Here is a 24,955-nt window from a genome sequence, read left to right on the forward strand (position 1 = left end):
CTCCGTTAAAGCAGGCGCTCAGGCTGCCAGAGTGGCTGCCACATTGGCAGCGGCTTGACGAGCCTGCGCATCCAGGTCCAGCAAAGACTCCAGAGAGTCCGGCTTGGAGCTAGGCACAGCCTCCAAAGTTGCAAGGTTGACTGCATGAATTTGGTCAAAACGCAGCCGCCTGGACAAAAACGCGTCCACGGCAACTTCGTTCGCTGCGTTCAAAACCGCTGTGGTGCCTTCTGCGGCATTCAATGCATGCCAGGACAGATGCAACCCGGGAAAGCGACGCGCATCAGCATCTTCAAACGTCAGTGCGGCCAGCGCGCCAAAGTCAAGGCGACTGGCACCGCTTTCGATCCGCTCGGGCCACGCCAGGCCGCAGGCGATGGGCACCCGCATGTCGGGTGTACCCAATTGGGCCAGGATGGATGCGTCCTTGAACTGCACCATCGAATGAATGATCTGCTGGGGATGAATCACCACTTTGATCTGCTCGGGTGCCAGATCAAACAGCCAGCGCGCCTCGATCACTTCCAGCGCCTTGTTCATCATGGTGGCTGAATCCACCGAGATCTTGCGCCCCATCGAAAAGTTGGGGTGGGCACAGGCTTGCTCGGGCGTGATGGCTGAAAGCGTTTCAGGAGACCGCTGCCTGAAGGGCCCGCCCGAAGCTGTCAGGAGAATGCTGTCCACCCTTTGCGCCCAGGTGGCAGGATCCTCAGGCAGACATTGAAAGATGGCGGAATGCTCGCTATCGATGGGCAACAGGGTGGCGCCACCCTCGCGCACCGCGCGCATGAACATAGCCCCCCCCACCACCAAGGCCTCTTTGTTGGCCAGCAGGAGACGCTTGCCCGCCCGAGCAGCTGCAAGACAAGGAGACAACCCCGCGGCCCCGACAATCGCTGCCATGACAGCATCCACATCTTGGTGAGATGCTATCAATTCAAGAGCATCCTGCGCTTGAATGACGGACGTTGGAATCTGATTTGCTTTCAGACGATCAGCCAGCTCCTGAGCGTGCTGGGCACTGGCCATCACAGCGAAACGGGGCCTGAACCGTGCGCATTGCTCCAGGATCAGATCGACCTGCGTGGCTGCACTGAGGGCAAAGACCTCGTAACGTTCTGGATGCCTTGAAATCACGTCCAGAGTGCTTTTGCCAATGGATCCGGTGGATCCCAATACAGTGATTCTTTGCTTCATACGGAAACCCAACGGGTAAGCATCATCGCCAGAGGCAAGGTGGGCAACAAGGCATCCACTCGGTCGAGCACACCACCATGCCCCGGCAACAACCCGCTGCTGTCCTTGACTCCAGCGCTTCGCTTGATCAACGACTCCACCAGATCGCCAGCAACGCTCATGGCCACCATGAACAGCACAGCAATGATGAGGAACCAGAACCCGGCAGCGGATAGCCGGGAATAGAAACTGAGCACGTCAGCCTGCCAGTAGCGGTCGGCCATTACCCACGCTACTGCAAGGCACAGCACGCCCAACAAACCACCCCACACGCCCTCCCAGCTTTTGCCTGGGCTGATAGCAGGGGCCAGCTTGCTGCGCGTGAACCGAAGCCCAAAAGCACGCCCCGAGAAGTAGGCGCCTATATCCGCCACCCAGACCAGGGTGAGCACCGAGAGCAGGAAGTTAATCCCCAGACTGCGCGCCTGAACCACAGCCAGCCAGGCCAGCCAAAGTGCCAGCACACCCAGCACGATGCGCACTGCAGCAGGCACTGCGGGCCAGCCAGGCACCCCTGCCCGCAGCAACAACACAGTGCAGACAACCCACAGCACGCCACCAGCAGCCCAAAGGCCAGTCAACGGCAGATCAATCCAGCCAGCCCACCACGTGGCGCCACACAGCACACTGCAAACCGCCGCCAGCCCGGCGGAAGCCAAGCCGTTGCAACCATTCAACCGCCCCCACTCCCAGGCGGCAGCGGCCATGAACACCAACATCAGCAGGGCAAACGGTGCAATGTGAGGATAGAAAAGAGCTGGCAGCAAAACGGCCAGCACGGCCAGGGCGGTGATGACGCGCTGCAAAAGCATGGAAGCCCTTTCAGCCCGGCATCGACTGGGAATGCACGGGCGCTATTTGTTCAGAGGTTTTGCCGAAACGGCGTTCACGCGAGCGGTAGGCCTGAAGGGCTTCATCCAGTGCCGCCTCGTCAAAGTCAGGCCAGAGGCACTCGCTGAAAAACAGCTCGGAGTATGCAGCCTGCCACAACAGGAAGTTGCTGATGCGCATTTCCCCTCCGGTCCGAATGATGAGATCGGGGTCGGGAACATGCGACATACCCATGGCGGCATGCAGACTGGCCTCGGTGATAGCTTCGCCACGCGAGGCAAGCTGGGCTGCAGCGTGGGCAATGTCCCAGCGGCCACCGTAGTTGAAGCAGACGTTGAGAATCAGACGGGTGTTGTGGGCAGTCACAGCCTCTGCAGCATCCAACCCTTCACGCACCTTGGATGAGAGCCCTTCGCGGCTACCCACAAAGTGCAAACGAACACCGTCCTTTTTAAGTTGCGGCACTTCTCGCCCCAAAGCCAAGGCCAGGAGCTCCATCAGCCCCGAGACCTCATCTGCGGGGCGATTCCAGTTTTCGGACGAAAAGGCAAAAACGGTGAGGACGCCGATGCCACGCTCGACACAGGCACGCACGCAGCGCTTTAACGAATCTACGCCTTGCTTGTGCCCAGCTAGACGGGGTATGAACCTCCGCTTGGCCCAGCGCCCGTTGCCATCCATAACGATGGCGATGTGGTGAGGCACCACCGGTGAATCAGACATCCGACGAACCATGGACTCCGTGAATCGGAGTCTCAGACCGCCATGATTTCTTGTTCTTTGGCTGCCACCAGCGCATCGATTTCGGCGATGTGCTTGTCGGTGAACTTCTGCACGTCGTTTTCGGCGCGCTTTTGCTCATCTTCGGATGCGAGCTTGTCCTTGACGAGCTTCTTGAGGGATTCGTTGGCATCGCGACGCAGGTTGCGCACTGCCACTTTGGCTCCCTCGCCCTCGTTGCGGGCGAGCTTGGTCATTTCCTTGCGGCGCTCCTCGCTCATGGGCGGCATGGGCACACGAATCAACTCACCCATGGAAGCGGGGTTCAGACCCAGGTCGCTTTCGCGGATGGCCTTTTCAATCTTGGCCCCCATACCCTTTTCCCAGGGTTGCACGCTGATGGTGCGGGCGTCCAGCAGGGCCACATTGGCTACCTGGCTCAGAGGCACCATGGAGCCGTAGTACTCCACCTGGATGCTGTCCAACAGCGCGGGATTAGCGCGGCCGGTACGGATCTTCTGAAGATTGTTCTTGAATGCCGCGATGGACTGGTCCATCTTGGTTTCGGCAGTTTTCTTGATATCGGCGATTGTCATGTTTTCTCCTCGGAACCAGCCTGCAGCACCATGCACCCGTCAGGCGTACACCAATGTTCCTTCGTCCTCGCCCATCACCACACGCTTGAGAGCCCCATGCTTGATGATGGAGAAAACGCGCACAGGCAATTTTTGATCACGACACAAGGCGAACGCAGTCGCATCCATGATGCCCAGATTGCGTGACATCGCCTCGTCAAAATTGAGTTTGGTATAGCGGGTTGCCGATGGGTCCTTGTGCGGATCTGCCGTGTAGACACCGTCCACCTTGGTCGCCTTCAAGACCACCTCCGCACCAATCTCGGCGCCACGCAGCGCAGCCGCAGTATCGGTAGTGAAAAAGGGGTTGCCGGTCCCGGCAGCAAACACCACGACCTTGCCCTCTTCGAGATACTGCAACGCCTTCGGCCGAACGTAAGGCTCTACCACCTGCTCAATGGCAATGGCGGACATCACGCGGGCCGTAAGTCCCTGCTTGTCCATGGCGTCAGCCAAGGCCAGGGCATTCATGACCGTGGCCAGCATCCCCATGTAGTCGGCAGTGGCCCGGTCCATACCGACCGAACCACCCGCCACGCCACGGAAAATATTCCCCCCCCCGATCACCACAGCCACCTGGACACCCAGGCGCGTGACTTCAGCAATCTCCTCCACCATGCGCACGATGGTGGCACGGTTGATACCAAAGGAGTCATCCCCCATCAGCGCCTCACCAGACAACTTGAGCAGAATGCGCTTGTGGGCCGGTGCGACAGTGGTCATGGGCAATTTCTCCAATGGATTGCTGTGAAAGGAAGAGGAATAGGTTGGATCAATGATCAGGCTGCGGCCTTGGCTGCGGCCACCTGGGCAGCAACTTCAGCAGCAAAGTCATCGACCTTCTTTTCGATGCCTTCGCCCACCACGTACAGAGTGAAACCCTTGATGGTGGTGTTGGCAGCCTTGAGCATCTGTGCCACGGTTTGCTTGCCGTCTGCAGCCTTCACGAAGACCTGGTCAGCCAGGGAGACTTCCTTCAGATACTTCTGCACAGCGCCTTCGATACGCTTGGCCGTGATTTCGGCGCTTTGTGCGGGCTTGCCAGCAGCCACGAGTTCCTTGTTGGCTTCGTCAGCCTTGCCTTCGGCAACCGAGCGTTCCTTGGCGATCAGGTCGGCAGGTACGTCGGCGCTGGTCAGGGCCACGGGCTTCATGGCGGCCACGTGCATGGCAACGTCCTTGGCGGCGGCGGCGTCACCTTCAAACTCAACCACCACGCCAATGCGCGAACCGTGCAGGTAAGCAGCCAGGTTGGTACCGCTGAATTGCTTGAAGCGGCGGAAAGACATGTTTTCGCCGATCTTGCCGATCAGGCCCTTGCGCACATCTTCCAAGGTGGGGCCGAAACCGTCTTGCTCGTAGGGCAATGCACCCAGAGCTTCCACGGAGGCAGGGTTGTGCAGTGCCACCAGCTTGGCAGCTGCGTTGGCCATGGCGATGAAGCTGTCGTTCTTGGAAACGAAATCGGTTTCGCTGTTGACTTCAACCAGAGCACCGGTCGTGCCGTCGATGTAGCTGGCGACCACGCCTTCAGCAGTCACGCGCGAGGCAGCCTTGCCCGCCTTGGTGCCCAGCTTGACGCGCAGCAGCTCTTCAGCTTTCGCCAGATCGCCATCAGCCTCGGTCAGAGCCTTCTTGCATTCCATCATGGGGGCGTCGGTCTTGCCACGCAGTTCAGCAACCATGCTTGCGGTAATTGCAGCCATCTGAGTTCCTTCCGTATTCAGTTCAAACTATTCAAGATTCGGGCTAAAAAAAAGGGGGCTAACCAGGAGCCCCGCTTTCGTTCGCGACCAAGGTCGCGCAGCCGGGTGCTCAAGCAGCCGACTCTTGCACTTCCACGAATTCGTCCGTGCTTTCCGAAGCAGCAGCCTTGACCACTTCGTTCACTGCATTGGCGCGGCCTTCGATGATCGCATCGGCGATACCACGGGCGTACAGAGTGACAGCCTTGGCGGAGTCATCGTTACCGGGGATCACGTAGTCGATGCCTTCTGGGGAGTGGTTGGTATCGACCACGCCGATCAGAGGAATGCCCAGCTTCTTGGCTTCAGCCACGGCGATCTTGTGGAAGCCCACGTCGATGATGAAGATGGCGTCTGGCAGAGCAGCCATGTCCTGAATGCCGCCGATGTCTTTTTCCAGCTTGGCGATTTCGCGGCTGAAAGTCAGCTGCTCTTTCTTGCTCAGGTTGTCCAGGCCGCTTTCCATCTGGGCCTTCATGTCCTTCAGGCGCTTGATGGAAGTCTTCACCGTCTTGAAGTTGGTGAGCATGCCGCCCAGCCAGCGCTGATCCACGAAAGGCACGCCAGCGCGCTGCGCTTCAGTGGCCAGGATTTCGCGGGCTTGACGCTTGGTGCCGACCATCAGGATGGTGCCGCGGTTAGCAGCCAGTTGCTTGGCGAACTTTTGGGCTTCCTGGAACAGTGGCAGCGACTTTTCCAGGTTGATGATGTGAATCTTGTTGCGATGGCCGAAGATGTACGGGGCCATCTTGGGGTTCCAGAAGCGGGTTTGGTGGCCGAAGTGGACACCGGCTTCCAGCATTTCGCGCATGGTAACGGACATACAAATACTCCAAAGGTTGGGTCTAAAATCCAGCTCCATTACTTGCAGCTTCGACACGAAGCGCAACACCTTGACGGGGCTGGTTTGCGATTGGCTTTGCCGCAACCGCCGCGTGAATACTCGGGTTACCCCCAGCCTTCTCGCCACAGCGCACAGCAAAACCCAAAGATTCTAGCATACCCATGCAAGCCGACCTGATCGCCACCCGCGCCCGTATCCAGCAGGGCCAATTGACCGCCGCTGAAGTCATGGCTGAATGCGGGCATGCAGCCAGCACCCAAGCCTGCGCGCACGCCTTTGTCTCCTCCTGGTTCGACCAGGAACAGGAGCGACTCAGCCATACCATCCAGGATCATCTGCCATTGGCAGGGCTCCCCGTATCGATCAAGGATCTTTTCGACATTCAGGGGCAGAGCACCGCCGCCGGGTCCACTGCCCTGCAATCTGCACCCGCACTTGCGGACGCCCCCGCCGTGGCAAGGCTGCGCGCCGCGGGAGCCAGCATTGTGGGGCGCACGCACATGGTGGAGTTCGCTTTTTCCGGCGTGGGCATCAACCCGCATTTCGATACACCTGCTGCATACGATTACCGTTTTGGCTCGATAGCGGGCCCCGCCCGCGTTCCAGGAGGCTCCTCCTCGGGGGCCGCAGTGTCGGTGGCGAGCGGCGCATGCTTCGCCGCTTTGGGGTCCGACACAGGCGGGTCCATCCGTATCCCCGCAGCTTTCAATGGCATTGTTGGCTTCAAGAGCACTGCGCGTCTGGTGCCCACAGACGGAGCTGTGCCTTTGTCCACTACGCTGGACACAGCTTGCGCCATGACCCGCAGCGTACGTGACGCGATATGGGTACACGAGGTTCTGGCTGCCCGTCACGTCACCCGAAGCGCCGCTCCTCTGAGCCAATGGAAGCTGGCCGTGCCCACCACCACGTTTCTGGAAGGGCTTGCCCCCGAAGTCCAGAACGCTTTTCAGCGCAGCCTCGACAAACTGGAGCAAGCAGGCGCACACATCGAAACCATCGACTTGCCTCAGTCAGCAGAGCTTGCCCCGATGCAGGCCAATGGCACACTGTCTGCGGCAGAAAGTTACGCATGGCATCGCCCTCTGCTGGAGCGTTCAAGAGACCTGTACGACCCACGGGTGCTCAGCCGCATCGAGCGAGGGGCCAGCATGAGCGCGGCAGACTACATCAGCCTGCTACAGGCCCGCAGGCAATGGATCGCCCGGATGGAAAAAGCAATCGCTCCCTACGATGCATTGCTCTCCCCCACCGTGCCCATTCTTGCCCCCCTGCTGGCCGACGTGGCACCTGGGCACGTGCGCGACGAAGCGTTTTTCAAGGCAAATGCCCTGCTGCTACGCAACACCAGTGTGGTCAACATGCTGGATGGCTGCGCACTTTCGCTCCCATGCCATGAACAGGGTGAATTGCCTGTGGGGCTGATGGTGTGGCACGCAGCACTGCATGACGACGCCGTGCTCAACGTCAGTCTTCAAATCGAAAAAATACTACAAAAATAATAGCTGCCTGCGCTTTAAAATCAAGCGTAAGAGCACTTTTTTTGCACCAAACCTTACATGAAGATCGCCATTGTGGGCGCCGGCATTGCTGGCGTGACCACTGCCTATGAGTTGGCCCAGGATGGCCACGAGGTCACGGTGCTGGACCAGCGCAGCGCCGCCGCCGAAGAATCCAGCTTTGCCAACGGAGGATTGCTGGGCCCATGCCTGAGCATTCCCGGCTCTTTTGCCCGAAAAGGCGGACTAGGGGCGCTGGAGCACTGGTCCCCCAAAATATCCCTGCGGCTGGCCCAAGGGGCAGGCCTGCAAGGTTTGGTCTGGCGGTGGCGCTGGTCAGGCAGCCGCACGCCGATCCAGACCCTGGAGAGCATGGCCCGCTACAGCGCCGAGCGCACAGCAAACATCGCGACACGCCATGAGCTGGACTTCGACGCGACACAGGGACGAATGCTGCTTTTTCGCTCTGCAAAAGAACGCACGCACTTCCAACCCGCCATAGATTGGCTGCGCGAAGCAGGTACGCCGCTGGAAGACATATCCCCCGACAAGGCACGCCAGCTGGAGCCCGGCCTCTCACCCGAAGCCCCTCTGGACAGCGCGGTGCTGCTCCCACGAGCCAGCGCAGGCAATTGCCGCCTGTTCGCCCAGCTGCTGCGGCAGGGCCTGCAGACTGCGGGGGTGCAGTTCTGCTTTGGTAGCCAGATCACCCGGCTGGCAACCCAGCCCACAGAAATCCACATCGCCAGCGAACCGATCCCCCGAAGATTTGACGCCGTGGTGCTGTGCACGGGCTCCGCCACTGCAGCACTGCTCAAACCTTTGGGCATCAAGCTTCCGATGGCAGCGGTGTACGGCTACTCGGTCAGCGCCCCATTGCGCGAAGCCACCCACGCTCCATTGGCCAGCGCGGTGGACATGCAACGCCAGATCACCATTACGCGGCAAGGCCAGCGCATTCGCATTACCGGGGGTTACGAGCTTGGGGCCCATGATGCGCCGCATCACCACCCCAGCCTGCAGCAGCTTTATCAAACCATCAACGACTGGTTCCCCGGCGGGGCGCAGCTTTCATCCCAACTGCAAATCTGGCGGGGTGCCCGCCCCACCCTCCCCGACGCCGCACCCATTGTCGGAGCGAGTGGCATACCCGGCCTCTGGATCAATGCGGGGCATGGTGCCGCGGGATGGGCTCTGGCCTGCGGCAGCGCCCGGGCCACTGCAGACCTCATCGCACAGCGCAATCCGGACATCAGCCTGCAGGGCTTTGAGGTGGGGCGCTTTTAGAGAGGCTCACACGACCCAGCGAAGCGGCCCTGGCTAGGCGTTCCGTCGCAGGCAGTACATCAGGTACGACAAGACGGGACAACGACGCCAGGGGGTTGTGTTAGCCGCTCTGAGCCCAGGCAATGGCTCTGGCGGTGACCTGAGGCGCGGAGCACAATGAGCAGACCACCCCTCACCCTCAAGGCCTCCCAAGCCATGCAACGCATATCCACCCAACAAAGGCACCCGCTCTTCGATACCGCCGCTACGCGGCTGATCGAGAAGACCGCTGCATCCAGCCTGCCACCGCACACCTTGATGCAGCGAGCAGGACTAGCGGTAGCGCGCCTTGCCCAAGCGCTTGCGCCCCACGCTCGCACCATCTGGATCGCCTGCGGCCCCGGCAACAACGGTGGCGATGGCCTGGAAGCAGCCACACACCTGACAGGGCAAGGCAGGCGGGTAGTCATCAGCTGCGCGAGCGTGCCCGACCAATTACCGCCGGATGCCAGGGCATCGTGGGAAAAAGCACGCAGCACAGCAGGCATGGATTGGAGCCTGCTGCCGCCCGAGGCTTTGAGCCCGGAGGACCTATGCATTGACGCACTTTTGGGCATAGGGGTTCGCGCCCTCAAGCCCCAGGCAACCCCATCATCCCATCGTGACGACTGGATGACCATGTGCTTGCGGCACCTGCATCAGACGCAGGCTAAGGTGCTTGCCATCGACATTCCATCGGGCCTGGATGCAGATACTGGGCAATACGCGCCGGGTTTTGCGCCTGACTCGCACACAGCTCCGCCTGCGCAGCGCGTCACCCCCGTCGGCGAGCGCAGACACACACTCAGTCTGCTCACGCTCAAACCCGGGCTCTTCACCGCGCAAGGCCGGGATGCTGCGGGAACCGTGTGGTGGGATAGCCTGGGCATTCACCCCAACACCATTGCAGAGCCATGCGCTTGGCTAGCCACTCGCCCTCAGGCAGCGCCTCGCCTACACACCAGCCACAAGGGCAGCTACGGAGACACTGCAGTCATCGGGGGGGAAGGCTTGACCCGGCGAGGCATGGGCATGACGGGCGCCGCGTGGCTGGCCGCGTCTGCAGCTCTGCACGGTGGTTCTGGTCGAGTGCTTCTGAGCCTGCTGGACGACACCCCGATCACGACCGGGATGCAACCCGAGCTGATGCTGCGCCGCTTCGATGCCTTGGAACTGGAGCGCTTGAACGTCGTGTGCGGATGTGGCGGCGGCGAGGCCGTTCGCTCGGTGCTGGCACCGGTGCTGCAGCGCGCAGAGCAGTTGGTGCTGGATGCCGATGCACTCAATGCACTGAGCGGTGATGCGGAACTGCAAGGATTGCTGGTCCTCCGATCCGTACAGGGCAAAAACACCGTACTGACACCACACCCTCTGGAAGCCGCACGCCTGCTGGGTAGCGACACGCCACACGTCCAGGCAGATCGTTTGAAGGCAGCGCAGGAACTGGCGCGCAAATTTCAATGCACCGTCGTTCTCAAGGGCTCCGGGACGGTGGTCGCAAGTCCTCAAGGCCCCACCTTCATCAACCCTACCGGCAATGGCCGACTGGCTACGGCCGGTACAGGTGATGTGCTGGCCGGGCTCATCGGAGCCAAGCTCGCCTCTGGTTTGCCTGCAGCAGACGCTGCAGTGCAAGCCGTTTTCGCGCACGGGGAAGCTGCAGACAACTGGCCTGTGGGCAGCCCCCTCACGGCTGGGCTTCTAGCCCAGAGTCTCGTCTGAGCGTTTTAACCCCTGCGGGTTTTGCGACCGCCCTTTTGCTTGGTCGCTTTTCCTTTGGACGCAGGCTTGGAAGCACCTTTGACAGCACGCGCAGGGGGTGCAGCCCTACCCCGGACATTTCGCGGTGCCATATCCATCTCCATCACGGGCTCTGACGGTTTGCGAGCTTTTGGGGAGGAAGAAGCGTTGCGCGTGCTGCTTCGCCCCTTGCGCCCCGACGTGGACGGAGACACCTCGCCTGCGACACCCTTGTCTTTGAGCGCACGCCCCACGAGCTCATCCGTATCACGCACCAGACGGAAGTCGATCTTGCGCCCGTCCAGATCCACGCGACTCACCTGCACCTGCACCCTTGTGCCAATGGCGTAGCGAATACCTGTGCGCTCGCCGCGCAGTTCCTGACGCGCTTCATCGAACTTGAAGTACTCGCCGCCCAGCTCGGTGATGTGCACCAGACCTTCCACGTACATGGCATCCAGCGTGACGAAGATGCCGAAACTTGTGGCGGCACTCACCACGCCGCTGTACTCCTCGCCCAGATGCTCACGCATGTATTTGCACTTGAGCCAGGCTTCCACGTCACGGCTGGCCTCATCGGCGCGGCGCTCGTTGGCGCTGCAGTGCAAGCCTGCGGCTTCCCACGCCTGCACTTCACGACTGGCGGGTTTGGCTTCCTTCTGCGGCTTGGTGCCCGGAGGTGCCACCCGGGACGCCAGACGCTTGGCCAGCTTGGCATGCGCCTCGCCAGGAGTGGGCAACGCGGGCAACTTGTACTGGGTTTTGTTCAGAATGGCCTTGATGACCCGGTGCACCAACAAATCGGGATAGCGCCGAATCGGGCTGGTGAAATGGGTATAGGCCTCAAATGCCAAGCCAAAGTGCCCACTGTTCACCGGTGTGTAGATGGCCTGCTGCATGGAGCGCAGCAGCATGGTGTGAATCTGCTGCGCATCAGGCCGCTCCTTGGTGGCTTCTGCAATGGCCTGAAATTCTGACGGCTTCGGGTTCTCGCTGATCGACATGCCTACCCCCATCGCTTTGAGGTAGCTGCGCAAAATCTCTTGCTTTTCAGGAGTCGGCCCCTCATGCACCCGGAACAGCCCTGGTTGCCCCCCTTGGGCGATGAAGTCGGCACTGCAGACATTGGCCGCCAACATGGCTTCTTCGATCAGCCGGTGTGCATCGTTACGGGTGCGGGGAACGATTTTTTCGATGCGACCATTCTCGTCACAAATGATCTGTGTCTCGGTGGTTTCAAAGTCCACGGCACCGCGCTCGTGCCTTGCACCCAGCAATGCGCGATAAACATCGTGGAGATTCAGCAGATCTTTGACGCGCGCCTTGCGCTTGGTAGCCTCCGGTCCGCGGGTGTTGGCCAGAATGGCGGCGACCTCGGTGTACGTGAAGCGGGCATGGCTGAACATTACCGCCGGGTAGAACTGGTAGGCATGCACCTCCCCCTTGGCGGTCACGAGCATGTCGCACACCATGCAAAGCCGTTCCACTTCAGGGTTCAGCGAGCACAGCCCGTTGCTCAGCTTTTCGGGCAGCATAGGAATCACACGACGCGGGAAATACACGCTGGTGGCCCGGTCGTACGCATCGATGTCGATGGCACTACCGGTCTCCACATAGTGGCTCACATCGGCAATGGCCACCAGCAGGCGCCAGCCCTTGCTGCGCCCCACCTTCGCAGGCTCGCAATACACAGCATCATCAAAGTCACGCGCATCTTCGCCGTCGATGGTGACGAGTGGTACATCGGTCAGGTCTACCCGGCGCTTCTTGTCCTGCGCCCGCACCTTGTCGGGCAAAGCCTTGGCCTGGGCCAGACAGTCTTCGGAAAACTCGTGAGGCACCCCGTACTTGCGCACGGCGATCTCAATTTCCATGCCCGGATCATCCACCTCACCCAGCACTTCGGTGATACGCCCCACCGGTTGCCCAAAGAGCGCGGGCGGCTCCGTCAACTCCACCACAACCACCTGCCCTGGTTTGGCAGCCCCCGTGGCCCCCTTGGGAATCAGCACATCCTGACCGTAACGCTTGTCCTCGGGCGCGACCAGCCAGACACCGCTTTCCTGCAGCAAACGGCCGATGATGGGTTGAGGCGGACGCTCAATGATCTCTACCACCCGACCTTCTGGACGGCCCCGGCGGTCTTGGCGCACGATGCGCACACGCACCCTATCTTTGTGCAAAACCGCCCGCATTTCATTGGGGGGCAGGTAGATGTCTCCATCTCCGTCATCACGGATGACAAATCCATGCCCATCCCGGTGCCCCTGGACACTGCCTTCAATTTCGTCCGAGAGGTGCGCAACGCCTGCGCTAGCTGAGTTTTTTTTGATATACAATCTAATTCTTTCCTGAAATGCCCAGGTGGCGGAATTGGTAGACGCACTAGTTTCAGGTACTAGCGAGTAACATCGTGGAGGTTCGAGTCCTCTCCTGGGCACCAAGTTTAACGACAACCGATGACGGTTTTCGAAAGAAAAGCCACTGTCTGACACAGTGGCTTTTTTATTTCCAGGCAAGACCGGTAAGCAAAAAATTTTCAGAAATTAGAAAAGCAGCAAAAAACTGCTCTATAATTCAAATCTTTCCTGAAATGCCCAGGTGGCGGAATTGGTAGACGCACTAGTTTCAGGTACTAGCGAGTAACATCGTGGAGGTTCGAGTCCTCTCCTGGGCACCAAACATCAAAAGCCGTTACGAAAGTAACGGCTTTTTTGTTTTGCGCGCTTGCTTTGCAAACCTCTACAAATACAACAGGGCAAGGAATAAACGCGGTTGCCGAGCACATTGGGAGACGGTAGACATGGCCCAGCCGCAGCAAGCCCCCATTGGCCAAACGCTCCATTCAGAAATCGCATCGCCGAGCAGCGCTCCACCCCCCAAAAGCGCTCAGAGCTTCGTCACAGATCAGATATCAAACGCTTACCAATGGAGTAGGCGTCATCCCGCGTGTATCCCAGTTTTTCGTAAAAGTGAAGCACCTGGGCGTTGCCCGTACGCACCAGGATGTTGATCTTGGGACAACCAAGAGCGCACAGCCGCCTCTCGATTTCATCCATCAAGGCGCGACCCAAGCTAGCCCGCTGGTGCTCCGGAGAGATGGCCAGGTAATAGACAGAACCGCGATGTCCATCGTAGCCCGCCATGGCGGTGGCCACCAATACCTCGCGACCATCAATATCCAGCACCCCCACCAGAAATAGCTCGGGCTGGAAATCCCGCTTGCGCGCGATGTCCTTGTGCGGGTCATTCCAAGGCCGCACCAACCCGCAGGCATGCCACAAGGCCACCACAGCCTGCTCATCAGCAGGCTCAAAGACCCGGACGCGCCAACGGGCAGTCATGGACTTACTTGCGAAGCAAAACTTTCAGAACGTTCTGCAGTCGGCGTGCGCTGGATGCATCGCTAGCAGCAGCAAGCACCGCTGCCGTGTCTTCCGCCCAGGTCTGGGCTGGCGCAGGATCGTTACGACGCGTGAGCAGTTGCAGTTGCAACATGCGGCGGGCTGCAATGTGCTCAGCCGGGGTAGGGACCTCCGCCGCCATTTCCAGGCGCAGCAGCGCTTGCGCAGCATCTGCCTTGGGAGCTGCAGAAAGCGCCTGCGACCATGCAGAGCGAACCGACGCCGTGACCCGGCTCCCCAGTTCCTGGGCGGGCGGAATCTGCGCTGCATCGCGCTTTTCCCACGCAGTCAGCAGCTGCGTCAGGGCCTCGCCATGGGCCTGTGCCGCCAGCTTCTTCAAGGCTTGCTGGGCATGCTCCATGGCCTCGCGTTGCGCGCGGAAAGCAGCGTCACCCAGACGCGGGCCACGGTCCTCACGTTCAGGCCTGTCACCAAAACGGCCACCGCGATCACCAAAGCGACCTTCGCCACGCGCACCACGCTGGGCATCCCGATCACCAGGACGACCATCCCTGCGATCACCGGGGCGCACACCACGCACCCCTGCCGCGGGTGCCTCTTTCTTCATTCCAGGGCGATCATCCCCCCGCACGGCCACCACAGACTTCGCAGCAGGCTTGGCAGGTGCAGCCGGGGCCTCAGAGGGAGCCTCCGCAGGCGCTACATTTTCTGTAGCTTGCTGCGCTGAATCTGCGGGCGCTAGAGCATTTTTTTCCTCATTTGCATTGGCATCAGCCACAGCCTGCGCTGCCTGCGCCTGGCCACGCAGCGCAGCTTCCAGTGCCTGCATGGCGGCGCGTATCTGCTGTGCATCTCCTGCCGCGTTGGCAGCCTCCAAAGCCTTGGAAGCTTCCAGTACCACGCGGTCGCGCGCGCTCAGTTCGGTAGCGGCGCGCTCACGATCTGCCGACTTGCGGTTAAATGCCTCGTCAATCGGCTTACGGAAAGCATCCCAGAGTTTTTGCTCCTGCTTGCGATCCATGGGCACTGCCTGGGCCTCGGCCTGCCAGCGCTGCTGCAAGGCCTTCACGGCATCAATACGCAGCATAGGTGCAGCGCCCAAGGCCGTGGCCTCTTCGATCATGGAATGACGGCGTGCAAGGCTCTCCTTCTGGGCGGCTTCCAGCGGAGCGGCAGCCGCAGCAATGGCCTGCTTCCACAACGGTTGCAGTTCAGCAAACAGCTTTTCACCCACATGACCGCTTTCACGCCAGCGGTCGCCAAACTGGTACAAGGCGCGCTGAATACCCTTCCAGTCACCAGACGCAGCATGCTGCTGCGCCCAAGCCTTGACCTCTTCAATCAGTGCAAGACGCTGGGCTTTGTGCTCTGCAGCCTCTGCCCGCACTTTTTCCAGCCAGGCCTCCACTACCTTGTGGGCCTGGTTGCAAGCTTCGTCAAATTTCTTCCACAGCGCATGGTTGGCAGCGCCGCCTTGGTCCGCCTGCTTCCACTGCTCGCGCAACTGGCGCAAGGTTTCCTGCATCTTGCGACCACCCAGCGCCTGGCCGTCGGGGCGCTGCAGCAGGGCCTCCGCCTTGGCAACGAGCTCTTCGCGCACCTGGTCGGCGCTCCAGCGCTGCCAGCCTTCCAGTTCACCCGCAGCGACCAGTGCTGCGTGAACCTGCTGCTCCAGAGAACCATCGATATGACGGCCATGCACCTTCAGCACCGCACGCAATGCCGATGCTGCCCCGGCGCTGGCCTTGCCATGACCTTCTGAGGTTTCCTTTTCCAGAACGGCCAGAGCTTCCTTCACAGCGCTCACAGCCTTGTCGCGCACCTCGGGGGCCACCTTGGGTTTGGCAGCGCGAGCAGGCTTCTGAGCGGCACCTGTCTCCAGGGGAATACCCCGCGCCACCCGCAACTCATCGGCCCAGACAGGGACAGGCGGCAAGGGAGCTGCAGCATCTTCGGCCGCTGCTACCGCCTGGGCCAGCGCGGGCTGAAATGCCTCCCAGACCACCAGCAGTTGTGCACGTGAGGAGTCGAGCAGGGAAGGAAAACGCGCCTCCACACTGACCCAGCTGGGATCGCTGGTCAGTTCCTGGGCCTGCTCTTGCCAGCGCCCGACATCCGCACGCAGCAACTCCAAGGCCGCCTGCGCATCTCGCCAAGACTTGGTGGACAGCACTTCAATGCGCTGAGCCAGCAGCACAGCCGCCTCGCGCTGCACCTGAACCCGGTGCTGCAGATCTTCGATGACCTTCACGCGCTCTGCAATTTGCACCTTGAGCAGCGACAGAGGCTCACGCGAAAGAGGAGCACCCGCTTTGGCCGCGTCACGCTGCCAAGCCAAGGCATCCGCAATATTGAGCTTGGAAGCAGCGAGCAGTGCCTGGGCCTTCTCCGCCCATTCCGCTGCAATGGCTTCCTGCCCCTTGGCACGCCGGATCTCATCCAGACGCTCGCGGATGGCACGGGCTGCGCCCTTGTCACGTCCGCTCAACTCCTTGAAAACCTCCTGGAGCTGCTCAGGTGCGGGCTGGGTGGCCAGCCATTCACGGATGCGCGAAGCACGCTCTCCTGACGTGGCGGCAGAGAAAGCTCCGCCGGTCAAAGCATCCAGTGGATGCGGCTCTTGGGTTTTGGCCGGGGCCGGATTCACTTCAGGTGCTTCGGACATTTTGTTGCGAGAAAAAAAAGGAAACATGACAACTATGAGTTATTCGGATGGAGGCACAAAGCCCACCAAGGACCACTCGCCGCCCGATCAAGGGATGGCGTGGCCAAGCATCTATTGTCACAGATGGGGCAACCCCACCCGTACACAAGACAAACCTCACACAGCAAGACTTCACTCAGGTCTGACATCTGTCAGGCGCCCATGAGCAGATCACTACGTCGGGCACTAGGCAAGCCTGCTGCGGGGCGCATGTCCATGCGGCCAGAGAGTGATTGATCGAGGGCTTGCAGCCCCTGCGCCCAACAGCCCTATCCGCCCCTAACTCGTGCAGAAGCCCCATCGGCTGAGTGCATATATATAAGCACTCCTGCCCATACACACTGGGGAAAGGACAGACCAATCGGAAGCAGTCTTATACCGCGGCCCCATAAACGGAAAGCCCGATGACCGAGTTTCACAACCAGTCACCGGGCTTGACGGCTGACACAAAGGTCTTTGCCATCGAATCGCGACCTGGAGAGTAGCGTCCCGGTCGCGGGGAGCAAAGGATTGCTCCCGAAGGGGCCCTTGGAACCTTGCTCACTGCGCCTTGGCACTGGATGCATGGGGCGGGGAGCTTGGTGTCGCAGGACATTGCCCACAAATGCAGGCCCCTGAACGTTATCAAAGTGATTCCTCGCAATCAATCAATATTTTCAATCATATTAAAAATTTGATAGCAAAAAACATCACAACAAGGAAACTTCCTCGTAAAAACGATCTAACTCTCGTTGAGTGCGCCCAAAGACTGGTCATGCATACAGCATTTTTATAACTTATTTATCTTTAATTTAAATTTGATAGTATTGACCATGAATTAAGTACCCTCCTAGAATCCGCCAGCCTTCAACAGCAAGGCAGGTAAACCCCAACCGCTGCCGACCCCGGCTAAGTCTGTTTCTGCAACCGTGACATCGATCATGGTCATTCCACGCAGGAACTGATGGCGTACCAATCCAAGCGGATGACCGCGAGACAGAACGCTCCATGGTGTGTGTTCGTCACTGCGCCCCCGCCTCAGAAAGGAAGAGCTATGACAGCGTCAGGAAAAATTGTCTCCGGCGTACGAACTTTCGTGACCGACGTGACGAACGGTTTTCTTGAAATCACCCACAACAGTTTTGCCCTCATCGGGTTGGCTGTTGCCTTTGTAGTCATTACTTTGACGGCGCGGCCCGATCTGCGCCAAGCAGGAGAAGAACAGTTGATGAACTGGCTGCAGGCCAGACAGGTTGCCGCACTTGGCATGCCTGTGGAGCCCGAAGCCAGTGAGCGTGCTACTGCCAGCAATCCCAAAGACCTGCCCAAAGAGCAGGCCGCGGTTGCGTTCTGGCTGAGCAAGAAATACAAGGTTGCCGCCGAGCCGCTGAGTGTGCTGGTGGCCGAGGCCTACGATATCGGTACCCGTACCAAACTGGACCCGACTCTCATCCTCGCCATCATGGCGATTGAATCGAATTTCAATCCGTTTGCTCAAAGCGCCGTAGGCGCGCAGGGCCTGATGCAGGTCATGACCACGGTCCACACAGACAAGTACCAGAACTTTGGCGGTCACTTCGCAGCCTTCGATCCCGTCACCAACCTGCGGGTAGGCGTCAAGGTACTGCAGGAATGCATTGCCAAGGCGGGCTCCATTGAGGGCGGTCTGCGCTATTACGTTGGCGCTGCCAATATGGCCGACGACGGTGGCTACACGGCCAAAGTCATGGCAGAGCATGCACGCTTGCGACAAGTCGCCAATGGCCGAGCCGTGCCGGTCAATGCCCCTGTCATGCTGTCCACACAGGCCCCCGCTGGTGCGGCCCAAGGTACGCCCGCAGCATCACGAACCAACGCTGGCAGCCAGGAAGCTGGTGACAGCAAGGTGGCACTCCTCTCTACAGGGCTTTGAAGTCTTGAACTGGGCATCCTTGGAATTGTCCGGTTTCCCGACTACAGGCTGATGACAACAGCTCGCGCGCAGAAGTCCTCAGCTACACTATCCGGGTACGCGACTGGCGATAGGCGCAGGATTACAAAATCCTGCCGCTGACGTGGAAACCGGCAAGAACCCGCTTCTTGCGAACCACTGGGGAGCGTGCCGCAGGGGCTTTCAGCCTGTGTGTTCCGCCGTTCGCCTGGGCAGCCCTTGTTTCAAGGGACACAAGTTCTTAGGACTGCCAACACCATGTACGACCGCAACATTCTTGTCGAACAAACCGACCCCGAACTCTTTGCCGCCATCCAGGCTGAAAACGCCCGGCAAGAGCATCACATCGAGCTGATCGCCAGCGAAAACTACGCCTCCCCTGCAGTGATGTGGGCCCAGGGCACCCAGCTCACCAACAAGTACGCAGAGGGCTATCCAGGCAAGCGTTACTACGGTGGCTGTGAGCATGTGGACGTGGCCGAGCAACTGGCCATCGATCGCGTCAAGAAGATCTTCGGCGCCGATGCTGCCAATGTGCAGCCCCACTGCGGCGCATCGGCCAATGAGGCCGTGTTCCTGGCCTTCCTCAAGCCCGGCGACACCATCATGGGCATGAGCCTGGCCGAAGGCGGTCACCTGACCCACGGCATGCCGCTGAACATGTCGGGCAAGTGGTTCAACGTGGTCAGCTACGGTCTGGACAAGAACGAAGCCATTGACTACGACGCGATGGAAGCCAAGGCCCGTGAGCACAAGCCCAAGCTGATCGTGGCTGGCGCCTCTGCCTACAGCCTGCACATCGACTTCGCTCGTTTCGCCAAGATCGCCAAGGAAATTGGCGCGATCTTCATGGTGGACATGGCCCACTACGCAGGCCTGATCGCCGCGGGCGTGTACCCCAACCCCGTGCCCCACGCTGACGTGGTCACATCCACCACGCACAAGAGCCTGCGTGGCCCCCGTGGCGGCATCATCCTGATGAAGGCCGAGCATGAAAAGGCCATCAACAGCGCCATCTTCCCCGGCCTGCAAGGCGGTCCGCTGATGCACGTGATTGCAGCCAAGGCCGTGGCATTCAAGGAAGCGCTGACACCCGAGTTCAAGGCCTACCAGGAACAGGTGGTCAAGAACGCCAAGGTGGTGGCCGAGACGCTGACACAACGTGGCCTGCGCATCGTGAGCGGTGGAACGCAAAGCCACGTGATGCTGGTGGACCTGCGTGCCAAGGGCATCACCGGCAAGGAAGCCGAGGCCGTGCTGGGCGCTGCCCACATGACCATCAACAAAAACGCCATCCCCAACGACCCTGAAAAGCCGATGGTGACCAGCGGTGTGCGCATTGGCACCCCCGCCATGACCACACGCGGCTTCAAGGAAGAAGAAGCGCGCATGACGGCCAACCTGATCGCCGACGTGCTGGACAACCCACGCGACGAAGCCAACATCGCTGCGGTGCGTGAAAAGGTCAATGCGCTGACTGCGCGTTTCCCTGTCTATCGCTAAGCGCCTGCTCGCCCATGAAATGCCCCTTCTGCGGACACCTGGAAACGCAAGTCGTTGAAACGCGGGTGTCTGAAGACGGGGTTTTCATCCGGCGCCGCCGCCAGTGCGGTGCCTGCGACAAACGGTTTACCACCTACGAACGGCCGGAAGTGAATTTCCCGGCCATCGTCAAGAAAGACGGACGCCGCATCGAATACGAGCGCGGCAAGCTACTCGCCTCTTTCAACCTGGCGTTGCGCAAGCGCCCGGTCAGCACCGAACAGATCGACAGCGCCATTGAGCGCATTGAAGAAAAGCTGCTCAACCTGGGGCAGCGCGAAGTCAACTCCGGCAGGATTGGCGAGTTGGTCATGCGCGAGCTCAAGAAGCTCGACAAGGTGGCCTACATCCGGTTTGCCAGCGTCTATCGCAGCTTTGAAGACATCGACGAGTTCCGCGCACTTGTGGATGAAGTGCGCAAGTAATCCCTTCCGCAGCTCCGGCGACCACGCTCGCTATCGTTTCAATAGCACCTTGCGCTGGATTGACGGGCGCGATCAGGCATTTTCTTCAAAGCCCAACCATGGCATCTCAGCAAACGGCATAGACCCGCCCGTGGCAGGGGGCGCGCAGCCCCCACATCGAATTACTGCACTCGCTGGATGCGGTTGGTGGGAGGCGGTGATACCGGGCTCTGCGCCTTCACATAGGCCTCCAGCACGTCCAAATCCAGATCGCCCCCAGTGGTGTCCCGTCCCTCGGTGAACACCGTGAATCCATCCCCGCCACTGGCCAGGAAGCTGCTGATGGCGACACGCACCTGGGCGCTGTCCTCCAGCGGCTTGCCCATCAGCATCACCTGGCTGACACGAGCCCCTGGAGGCTGTGACAGGTCGTACCGATAAGTAAACCCCTCCGACACAGAGAGCACACGCGCAGACTGGGGCCTGCTGTCACCCTTGGCAAATTGCTGCTCCAGCACGGCGCGAATCTGCGCGCCGGTATAGGTGCGCACCATGATGTTGTTGCCAAAAGGCTGAACGCTGAACAACTGCCCGTACCGCAACTGCCCCTGCGCATCGGGCACCAGATCTGCCCGCAGGCCGCCGGGATTCATGAACGAAAGCTGCGCCCCACCCTCTTCTGGGGCGCGGGTGGCTGCCAGCTGTGCATCTGCAATCAGATTGCCCAGCGTGCTTTCCTGCGAAGCCGTACGCACACGCAGCAGGGGCGCGTTGGCCTTGCCGACAGGCCGCTGGGCCAGCGGCTCCGCAGCAGCCTTGTAACGCACCACCAGTTGCTGCACAAAAGGATCGGCAGGGAACACCGGCATGGCCGGGTTGAGGGGCACCACCCCTTGGCTACCCGTGAAAGCCTCACCCTGAACGATGTGGTTATGGGCCGTCTTGCGCACCACCTTGCGGGTCACCGGGTCCACACGCAGCGAAACTTCGGTGAGCAGTGAGCCGTACTGGCCCGCGCTGGTCAACAAAAATGGGCGTGCAGGGTTGATGCGCCCATAGTCGCAGACATACGCTTGGTGGGTATGGCCGGACACCACCACATCCACCGAGGGGTCCAGCCGCTCCAGGATAGGCACGATATCGCCATTGATGCCGGAGCACTGCTGCTCCAGCACCTGGGCATCGGTATAGCCCCCTTCGTGGATGGCGACCACGATCACATCGGCCCCTTGGGCGCGCAACTGGGGCACCAGTGCATTGGCTGTGGCTGCTTCATCCTCAAAGCGCAGGCCTTTGACGCCCGCCGGGCTCACCATGGTAGGGGTGGCCTTGAGCGTCATGCCAATGAAGCCGACCGTCACCGTCGTATTGCCCTGGGTAAAGCGCTTGAGCCCCGTGGCAGGCAACAGGGGCTGACCATCCTCGCGCACCGTGTTGGCGGCCAGAAACCTAAATTTCGCCCCTTCAAACGGCTTGCTGATCTGACAGGGTTCACGCACGGTGAACTTCTCGCACCCACCCTGCTGCAACCGCAGCAACTCCTGCCAGCCCCGATCAAATTCGTGATTGCCCACGGCAGAAAAATCAATCTGCATGTGGTTCACGGCTTCGATGGTGGGCTCGTCCAGAAACAGGGCTGACACCAGCGGCGAAGCACTCACCATGTCACCCGCCGTGATGACCGCATGGTGAGGGTGCTTGGCCTTGAGCTGCGCTATGGCGCTGGCCATGTACGCGGCACCGCCGGCGGGCACACGCTCCACACCACCCGCTCCACGGATCGGGACGGCAATGCGCGGCGGCTCCAGATTGCCGTGGAAGTCATTGAATGCGATCAAGCCAATGTCGACCAAGCCAGACTCGGCGGCCGTGGGGGATACATCGGGGCGGTGTGCGCATCCGGCTATGGCAAGCACTGCTAAAGCCAAAGAGGAAGCCAATCCAATACCCATGCGGGCTGATTTTTTCATCATCATTCAACTCCGTTCGTTCAAGGCGCTGCGCTCTACCCGCCAAGCACACCCAAGCGCTAGCAGGCTGGCAGCCATAGCCGCCCAATACACGGCGGCCAAGCCTGCGGCAGCGCCCAGCGCCCCACCCGCCAGCGCGCCCACCACACCAGGCAACCCGTAGGCCAGCACGGTGTACAGGGCCTGTCCACGCCCGCGCAGACGGCCAGGGAAAAACTGCGAGATCAGTGCAATGCACACGGTATGGTGCGCAGCAAAAGTCAGCGCGTGCAGGACCTGCGCAATCACCAGCGCCAGCAACCACGGGCCTGCCGCTGCCGTGATGCCCATGCGCAAGGCCATGGCCGCAGCACACACCAGGAGCCAGCGGGTCAACGGCCAGCGCGGTAGCCACCGGCCCTGGGTGAAGAACCACGCAATCTCCACCACCACGGACACCGCCCACAACACACCGATGGTGGATTTGCGGTACCCCAGGGCATCCAGATACAGCGAAAAGAACACGTACACCGCAATATGGGCCAGCACATGGAAGCAGGCGGATGCAAAAAACCACCGCACCTGCGGCAGACGCAACACGGGGGCTATGGCGGGTCGTGTACTGCCTGCGTCAGCTGCGGCTGATGCATCCTCAGCCAAACGCGGCAACAACCAGGTGCTGACGACCAGCGCCAGCAAAGTCGCCAGCGTCCATCCCGGAAAGTCAGCCATGCCATATCGCTCAAACCATGCACCGGCTACAAACACGGTGACCAAGAAGCCCAGCGAGCCCCACAGCCGCACGCGGCCATAGCGCCGGGCATCGAAGCTGCCCTGCTGACTCACCAGATGCGCCATGGCGGCCTCGCTCATCGGCATCATGGCGCTGGTGTGGGTGAACATGAGCAGCAGCACCGCAGCCAGCCACCCTACCCCAGCATCCACCCACAAACCTGCAGAGATCACCAACGCGAGTGTCGCGCACCAGCGCAACAATGGGATGCGCTCTCCGGTGTGGTCACTCAACATGCCCCATCCGTAGGGGGCAAACAGCCGCGTCAGCGACTGCAGCGAGGTGAGTACCCCGATGGTGACCAGAGGCAGCCCCAGGCTTTTGAGCCACAGCGGCAGGTAGGGATTGAAGAACCCGATATGCGCAAAGTAACTGGCCGACAAAGCGGCAAAAGGCACCAGAGGCTGCCGAGCCCCCAGGCTGCGCAAACGCTGCATGTCAAAAGGTCATGCAGCCGGGGTCACAGAAAAGACGCCTTGATAGGAGGCACCTCGTGCACCACATCGCCGCACTGGGCGCGGTGACGCAGGGCGTGGTCCATCACCACCAGGGCCAGCAACGCCTCGGCAATCGGCGCGGCACGGATACCCACGCAGGGGTCGTGACGGCCTTTGGTAATGACTTCGGTAGGGTTGCCATGGATATCGATGGAGTCCCGTGGGCTGATGATGGAACTGGTGGGCTTGATGGCAATGCTCACCTCCAGATCCTGCCCGGTGCTGATACCGCCCAGCACACCACCCGCGTTGTTGGACATGAAGCCGTTGGGCGCCATGGAGTCCCCGTGGGTAGTGCCCCGCTGGGCCACGCTGGCAAAACCGGCACCGATCTCAACGCCCTTGACGGCGTTGAGCCCCATCATCACGAATGCGATGTCCGCATCCAGCTTGTCGTACAAGGGCTCGCCCAGCCCGACTGGAATGCCCGTGGCCTGCACGCGAATACGGGCACCACACGAATCACCCGCCTTGCGCAATGCATCCATGTATTCCTCGTAGCGAGACACGTCGGCCACCGGGGCGAAGAAAGGGTTGTGGGGCACATGGTCCCAGCTCTCGAACGGAATCTCCAGCTCGCCCAACTGCGTCATGCAGGCACGGAACTGGGCACCGTACTTCAGGTTCAGCCATTTCTTGGCCACGGCACCGGCGGCCACCGTGGGCGCTGTCAGGCGCGCCGATGACCGACCGCCACCACGGGGGTCACGAATGCCGTACTTGTGCCAGTAGGTGTAGTCAGCGTGTCCTGGGCGAAAGCTCTGGGCAATGTTGCCGTAGTCCTTGCTGCGCTGGTCGGTGTTGCGAATCAGCAAGGCAATCGGCGTACCGGTGGTTTTGCCTTCGTACACGCCCGAGAGAATTTCAACGGCATCCGGCTCATTGCGCTGGGTCACATGTCGGCTGGTGCCGGGCCGACGGCGGTCCAGGTCGGTCTGGATATCTGCCTCGGTCAGCGGCATGCCCGGAGGGCAGCCATCAATCACGCAGCCAACGGCTGGGCCATGGGATTCACCAAAGTTGGTGACAGCGAAAAGGGTGCCTAGGGTATTGCCGCTCATGCCGGGGATTATCCCAGAGCCGAACTTGCCGAAATGGCGCATTCACCACGCATTCACCGCTTGGCAGAGCGTGCGCCAGGGACTAGCATGGGATAGCACTCGTGATACGCCCATGCAAGCCAAATTTCTACCCTCAGGGGAACCAGCCAAGCATGGCCATTTGCCGGCAGAACATG

At 60.6% G+C, this 24,955-nt stretch carries 20 protein-coding genes, 2 tRNA genes and 1 riboswitch; of the genes, 9 read left to right on the plus strand and 13 right to left on the minus strand.

All coding sequences use genetic code 11. From position 1 onward, the window contains the following. Positions 1 to 18: 18 nt before the first annotated feature. From ispC to rpsB, 7 genes are all read right to left on the minus strand, one after another. Complete coding sequence (gene ispC / locus AACH87_RS15395) at positions 19 to 1,197, minus strand: 1-deoxy-D-xylulose-5-phosphate reductoisomerase (RefSeq protein WP_338795359.1); 1,179 nt, start codon at positions 1,195 to 1,197, stop codon at positions 19 to 21. Next, positions 1,194 to 2,048, minus strand: coding sequence for a phosphatidate cytidylyltransferase (locus AACH87_RS15400; protein WP_338795361.1), 855 nt, complete (start codon positions 2,046 to 2,048; stop codon positions 1,194 to 1,196). Before AACH87_RS15400 ends, ispC begins: the two co-directional genes overlap by 4 nt. A 10-nt stretch (positions 2,049 to 2,058) precedes the next feature. Then, positions 2,059 to 2,790, minus strand: a complete 732-nt coding sequence (gene uppS, locus AACH87_RS15405; protein WP_338795362.1) for a polyprenyl diphosphate synthase — start codon at positions 2,788 to 2,790, stop codon at positions 2,059 to 2,061. A gap of 32 nt (positions 2,791 to 2,822) precedes the next feature. Next, positions 2,823 to 3,383, minus strand: coding sequence for a ribosome recycling factor (gene frr, locus AACH87_RS15410; protein WP_338795363.1), 561 nt, complete (start codon positions 3,381 to 3,383; stop codon positions 2,823 to 2,825). A gap of 39 nt (positions 3,384 to 3,422) precedes the next feature. Then, entirely contained in the window at positions 3,423 to 4,145 is a 723-nt protein-coding gene (gene pyrH / locus AACH87_RS15415; protein ID WP_338795364.1) for a UMP kinase, read from the minus strand. A 56-nt stretch (positions 4,146 to 4,201) separates the two neighbouring features. Beyond that, on the minus strand, positions 4,202 to 5,128 hold the full coding sequence (tsf, locus tag AACH87_RS15420) for a translation elongation factor Ts (protein WP_338795365.1): 927 nt from the start codon (positions 5,126 to 5,128) through the stop codon (positions 4,202 to 4,204). Positions 5,129 to 5,237: 109 nt separating this feature from the next. Further along, on the minus strand, positions 5,238 to 5,990 hold the full coding sequence (gene rpsB, locus AACH87_RS15425; RefSeq protein WP_338795366.1) for a 30S ribosomal protein S2: 753 nt from the start codon (positions 5,988 to 5,990) through the stop codon (positions 5,238 to 5,240). Between the two features lie 182 nt (positions 5,991 to 6,172). On the opposite strand from rpsB, the gene AACH87_RS15430 reads away from it, so the two are divergent. From AACH87_RS15430 to AACH87_RS15440, 3 genes are all read left to right on the plus strand, one after another. Continuing rightward, positions 6,173 to 7,513: an amidase gene (locus tag AACH87_RS15430; protein WP_338795367.1), complete on the plus strand. Its 1,341-nt coding sequence runs from the start codon at positions 6,173 to 6,175 to the stop codon at positions 7,511 to 7,513. 57 nt (positions 7,514 to 7,570) lie between these two features. After that, positions 7,571 to 8,797 carry an FAD-dependent oxidoreductase gene (locus tag AACH87_RS15435; RefSeq protein WP_338795368.1) on the plus strand — a complete coding sequence of 409 codons (1,227 nt, stop codon included), beginning with the start codon at positions 7,571 to 7,573 and terminating at the stop codon, positions 8,795 to 8,797. Between the two features lie 195 nt (positions 8,798 to 8,992). Beyond that, the gene (locus AACH87_RS15440) at positions 8,993 to 10,537 is read left to right on the plus strand and encodes an NAD(P)H-hydrate dehydratase (protein ID WP_338795369.1); all 1,545 of its coding nucleotides are present in this window, start codon (positions 8,993 to 8,995) and stop codon (positions 10,535 to 10,537) included. Between the two features lie 5 nt (positions 10,538 to 10,542). Here AACH87_RS15440 and rnr read toward each other — a convergent pair whose 3' ends face one another. After that, positions 10,543 to 12,894, minus strand: a complete 2,352-nt coding sequence (rnr, locus tag AACH87_RS15445; protein WP_338795370.1) for a ribonuclease R — start codon at positions 12,892 to 12,894, stop codon at positions 10,543 to 10,545. Between the two features lie 19 nt (positions 12,895 to 12,913). On the opposite strand from rnr, the gene AACH87_RS15450 reads away from it, so the two are divergent. Further along, positions 12,914 to 12,998 (plus strand) — tRNA-Leu (locus tag AACH87_RS15450). A 152-nt stretch (positions 12,999 to 13,150) separates the two neighbouring features. Next, a tRNA-Leu gene (locus tag AACH87_RS15455) sits at positions 13,151 to 13,235 on the plus strand. Between the two features lie 220 nt (positions 13,236 to 13,455). Here AACH87_RS15455 and AACH87_RS15460 read toward each other — a convergent pair. Continuing rightward, positions 13,456 to 13,899 carry a GNAT family acetyltransferase gene (locus AACH87_RS15460; RefSeq protein ID WP_338795371.1) on the minus strand — a complete coding sequence of 148 codons (444 nt, stop codon included), beginning with the start codon at positions 13,897 to 13,899 and terminating at the stop codon, positions 13,456 to 13,458. Positions 13,900 to 13,903: 4 nt separating this feature from the next. After that, complete coding sequence (locus AACH87_RS15465; RefSeq protein ID WP_338795372.1) at positions 13,904 to 16,612, minus strand: DUF349 domain-containing protein; 2,709 nt, start codon at positions 16,610 to 16,612, stop codon at positions 13,904 to 13,906. A gap of 562 nt (positions 16,613 to 17,174) precedes the next feature. On the opposite strand from AACH87_RS15465, the gene AACH87_RS15470 reads away from it, so the two are divergent. The 4 genes from AACH87_RS15470 (at position 17,175) to nrdR (ending at position 20,500) form a co-directional block, all read left to right on the plus strand. Further along, positions 17,175 to 17,399, plus strand: a complete 225-nt coding sequence (locus AACH87_RS15470) for a hypothetical protein (RefSeq protein WP_338795373.1) — start codon at positions 17,175 to 17,177, stop codon at positions 17,397 to 17,399. A gap of 258 nt (positions 17,400 to 17,657) precedes the next feature. Beyond that, entirely contained in the window at positions 17,658 to 18,515 is an 858-nt protein-coding gene (locus AACH87_RS15475) for a lytic transglycosylase domain-containing protein (RefSeq protein WP_338795374.1), read from the plus strand. 89 nt (positions 18,516 to 18,604) lie between these two features. Further along, positions 18,605 to 18,754, plus strand: a riboswitch (ZMP/ZTP riboswitch). Positions 18,755 to 18,791: 37 nt separating this feature from the next. Beyond that, positions 18,792 to 20,036: a serine hydroxymethyltransferase gene (glyA, locus tag AACH87_RS15480; protein ID WP_338795376.1), complete on the plus strand. Its 1,245-nt coding sequence runs from the start codon at positions 18,792 to 18,794 to the stop codon at positions 20,034 to 20,036. A 14-nt stretch (positions 20,037 to 20,050) separates the two neighbouring features. Next, positions 20,051 to 20,500 (plus strand): transcriptional regulator NrdR, encoded by a 450-nt coding sequence (gene nrdR / locus AACH87_RS15485; RefSeq protein WP_338795377.1) that lies wholly within the window; start codon positions 20,051 to 20,053, stop codon positions 20,498 to 20,500. 161 nt (positions 20,501 to 20,661) lie between these two features. On the opposite strand, the gene AACH87_RS15490 is transcribed toward nrdR, so the two are convergent. Genes AACH87_RS15490 through aroC form a run of 3 tightly spaced genes read right to left on the minus strand, consistent with a single transcriptional unit; the run spans position 20,662 to position 24,779 of the window. Continuing rightward, positions 20,662 to 22,449 carry a bifunctional metallophosphatase/5'-nucleotidase gene (locus AACH87_RS15490; protein WP_338798982.1) on the minus strand — a complete coding sequence of 596 codons (1,788 nt, stop codon included), beginning with the start codon at positions 22,447 to 22,449 and terminating at the stop codon, positions 20,662 to 20,664. A 6-nt stretch (positions 22,450 to 22,455) separates the two neighbouring features. Next, positions 22,456 to 23,658, minus strand: a complete 1,203-nt coding sequence (locus AACH87_RS15495) for an MFS transporter (protein ID WP_338795378.1) — start codon at positions 23,656 to 23,658, stop codon at positions 22,456 to 22,458. A 23-nt stretch (positions 23,659 to 23,681) separates the two neighbouring features. Then, the gene (aroC, locus tag AACH87_RS15500; protein ID WP_338795379.1) at positions 23,682 to 24,779 is read right to left on the minus strand and encodes a chorismate synthase; all 1,098 of its coding nucleotides are present in this window, start codon (positions 24,777 to 24,779) and stop codon (positions 23,682 to 23,684) included. Positions 24,780 to 24,955: the final 176 nt, after the last annotated feature.

It is taken from the genome of Acidovorax sp. DW039, from assembly GCF_037101375.1.
GTDB lineage: Bacteria > Pseudomonadota > Gammaproteobacteria > Burkholderiales > Burkholderiaceae_C > Acidovorax.

What these genes read in the sequence shown, in the direction of transcription:
- ispC (WP_338795359.1), bottom strand. Translation starts at nt 1,197, where the DNA reads ATGAAGCAAAGAATCACTGTATTGGGATCCACCGGATCCATTGGCAAA.
- AACH87_RS15400 (WP_338795361.1), bottom strand. Translation starts at nt 2,048, where the DNA reads ATGCTTTTGCAGCGCGTCATCACCGCCCTGGCCGTGCTGGCCGTTTTG.
- uppS (WP_338795362.1), bottom strand. Translation starts at nt 2,790, where the DNA reads ATGTCTGATTCACCGGTGGTGCCTCACCACATCGCCATCGTTATGGAT.
- frr (WP_338795363.1), bottom strand. Translation starts at nt 3,383, where the DNA reads ATGACAATCGCCGATATCAAGAAAACTGCCGAAACCAAGATGGACCAG.
- pyrH (WP_338795364.1), bottom strand. Translation starts at nt 4,145, where the DNA reads ATGACCACTGTCGCACCGGCCCACAAGCGCATTCTGCTCAAGTTGTCT.
- tsf (WP_338795365.1), bottom strand. Translation starts at nt 5,128, where the DNA reads ATGGCTGCAATTACCGCAAGCATGGTTGCTGAACTGCGTGGCAAGACC.
- rpsB (WP_338795366.1), bottom strand. Translation starts at nt 5,990, where the DNA reads ATGTCCGTTACCATGCGCGAAATGCTGGAAGCCGGTGTCCACTTCGGC.
- AACH87_RS15430 (WP_338795367.1), top strand. Translation starts at nt 6,173, where the DNA reads ATGCAAGCCGACCTGATCGCCACCCGCGCCCGTATCCAGCAGGGCCAA.
- AACH87_RS15435 (WP_338795368.1), top strand. Translation starts at nt 7,571, where the DNA reads ATGAAGATCGCCATTGTGGGCGCCGGCATTGCTGGCGTGACCACTGCC.
- AACH87_RS15440 (WP_338795369.1), top strand. Translation starts at nt 8,993, where the DNA reads ATGCAACGCATATCCACCCAACAAAGGCACCCGCTCTTCGATACCGCC.
- AACH87_RS15460 (WP_338795371.1), bottom strand. Translation starts at nt 13,899, where the DNA reads ATGACTGCCCGTTGGCGCGTCCGGGTCTTTGAGCCTGCTGATGAGCAG.
- AACH87_RS15465 (WP_338795372.1), bottom strand. Translation starts at nt 16,612, where the DNA reads ATGTTTCCTTTTTTTTCTCGCAACAAAATGTCCGAAGCACCTGAAGTG.
- AACH87_RS15475 (WP_338795374.1), top strand. Translation starts at nt 17,658, where the DNA reads ATGACAGCGTCAGGAAAAATTGTCTCCGGCGTACGAACTTTCGTGACC.
- glyA (WP_338795376.1), top strand. Translation starts at nt 18,792, where the DNA reads ATGTACGACCGCAACATTCTTGTCGAACAAACCGACCCCGAACTCTTT.
- nrdR (WP_338795377.1), top strand. Translation starts at nt 20,051, where the DNA reads ATGAAATGCCCCTTCTGCGGACACCTGGAAACGCAAGTCGTTGAAACG.
- AACH87_RS15490 (WP_338798982.1), bottom strand. Translation starts at nt 22,449, where the DNA reads ATGAAAAAATCAGCCCGCATGGGTATTGGATTGGCTTCCTCTTTGGCT.
- AACH87_RS15495 (WP_338795378.1), bottom strand. Translation starts at nt 23,658, where the DNA reads ATGCAGCGTTTGCGCAGCCTGGGGGCTCGGCAGCCTCTGGTGCCTTTT.
- aroC (WP_338795379.1), bottom strand. Translation starts at nt 24,779, where the DNA reads ATGAGCGGCAATACCCTAGGCACCCTTTTCGCTGTCACCAACTTTGGT.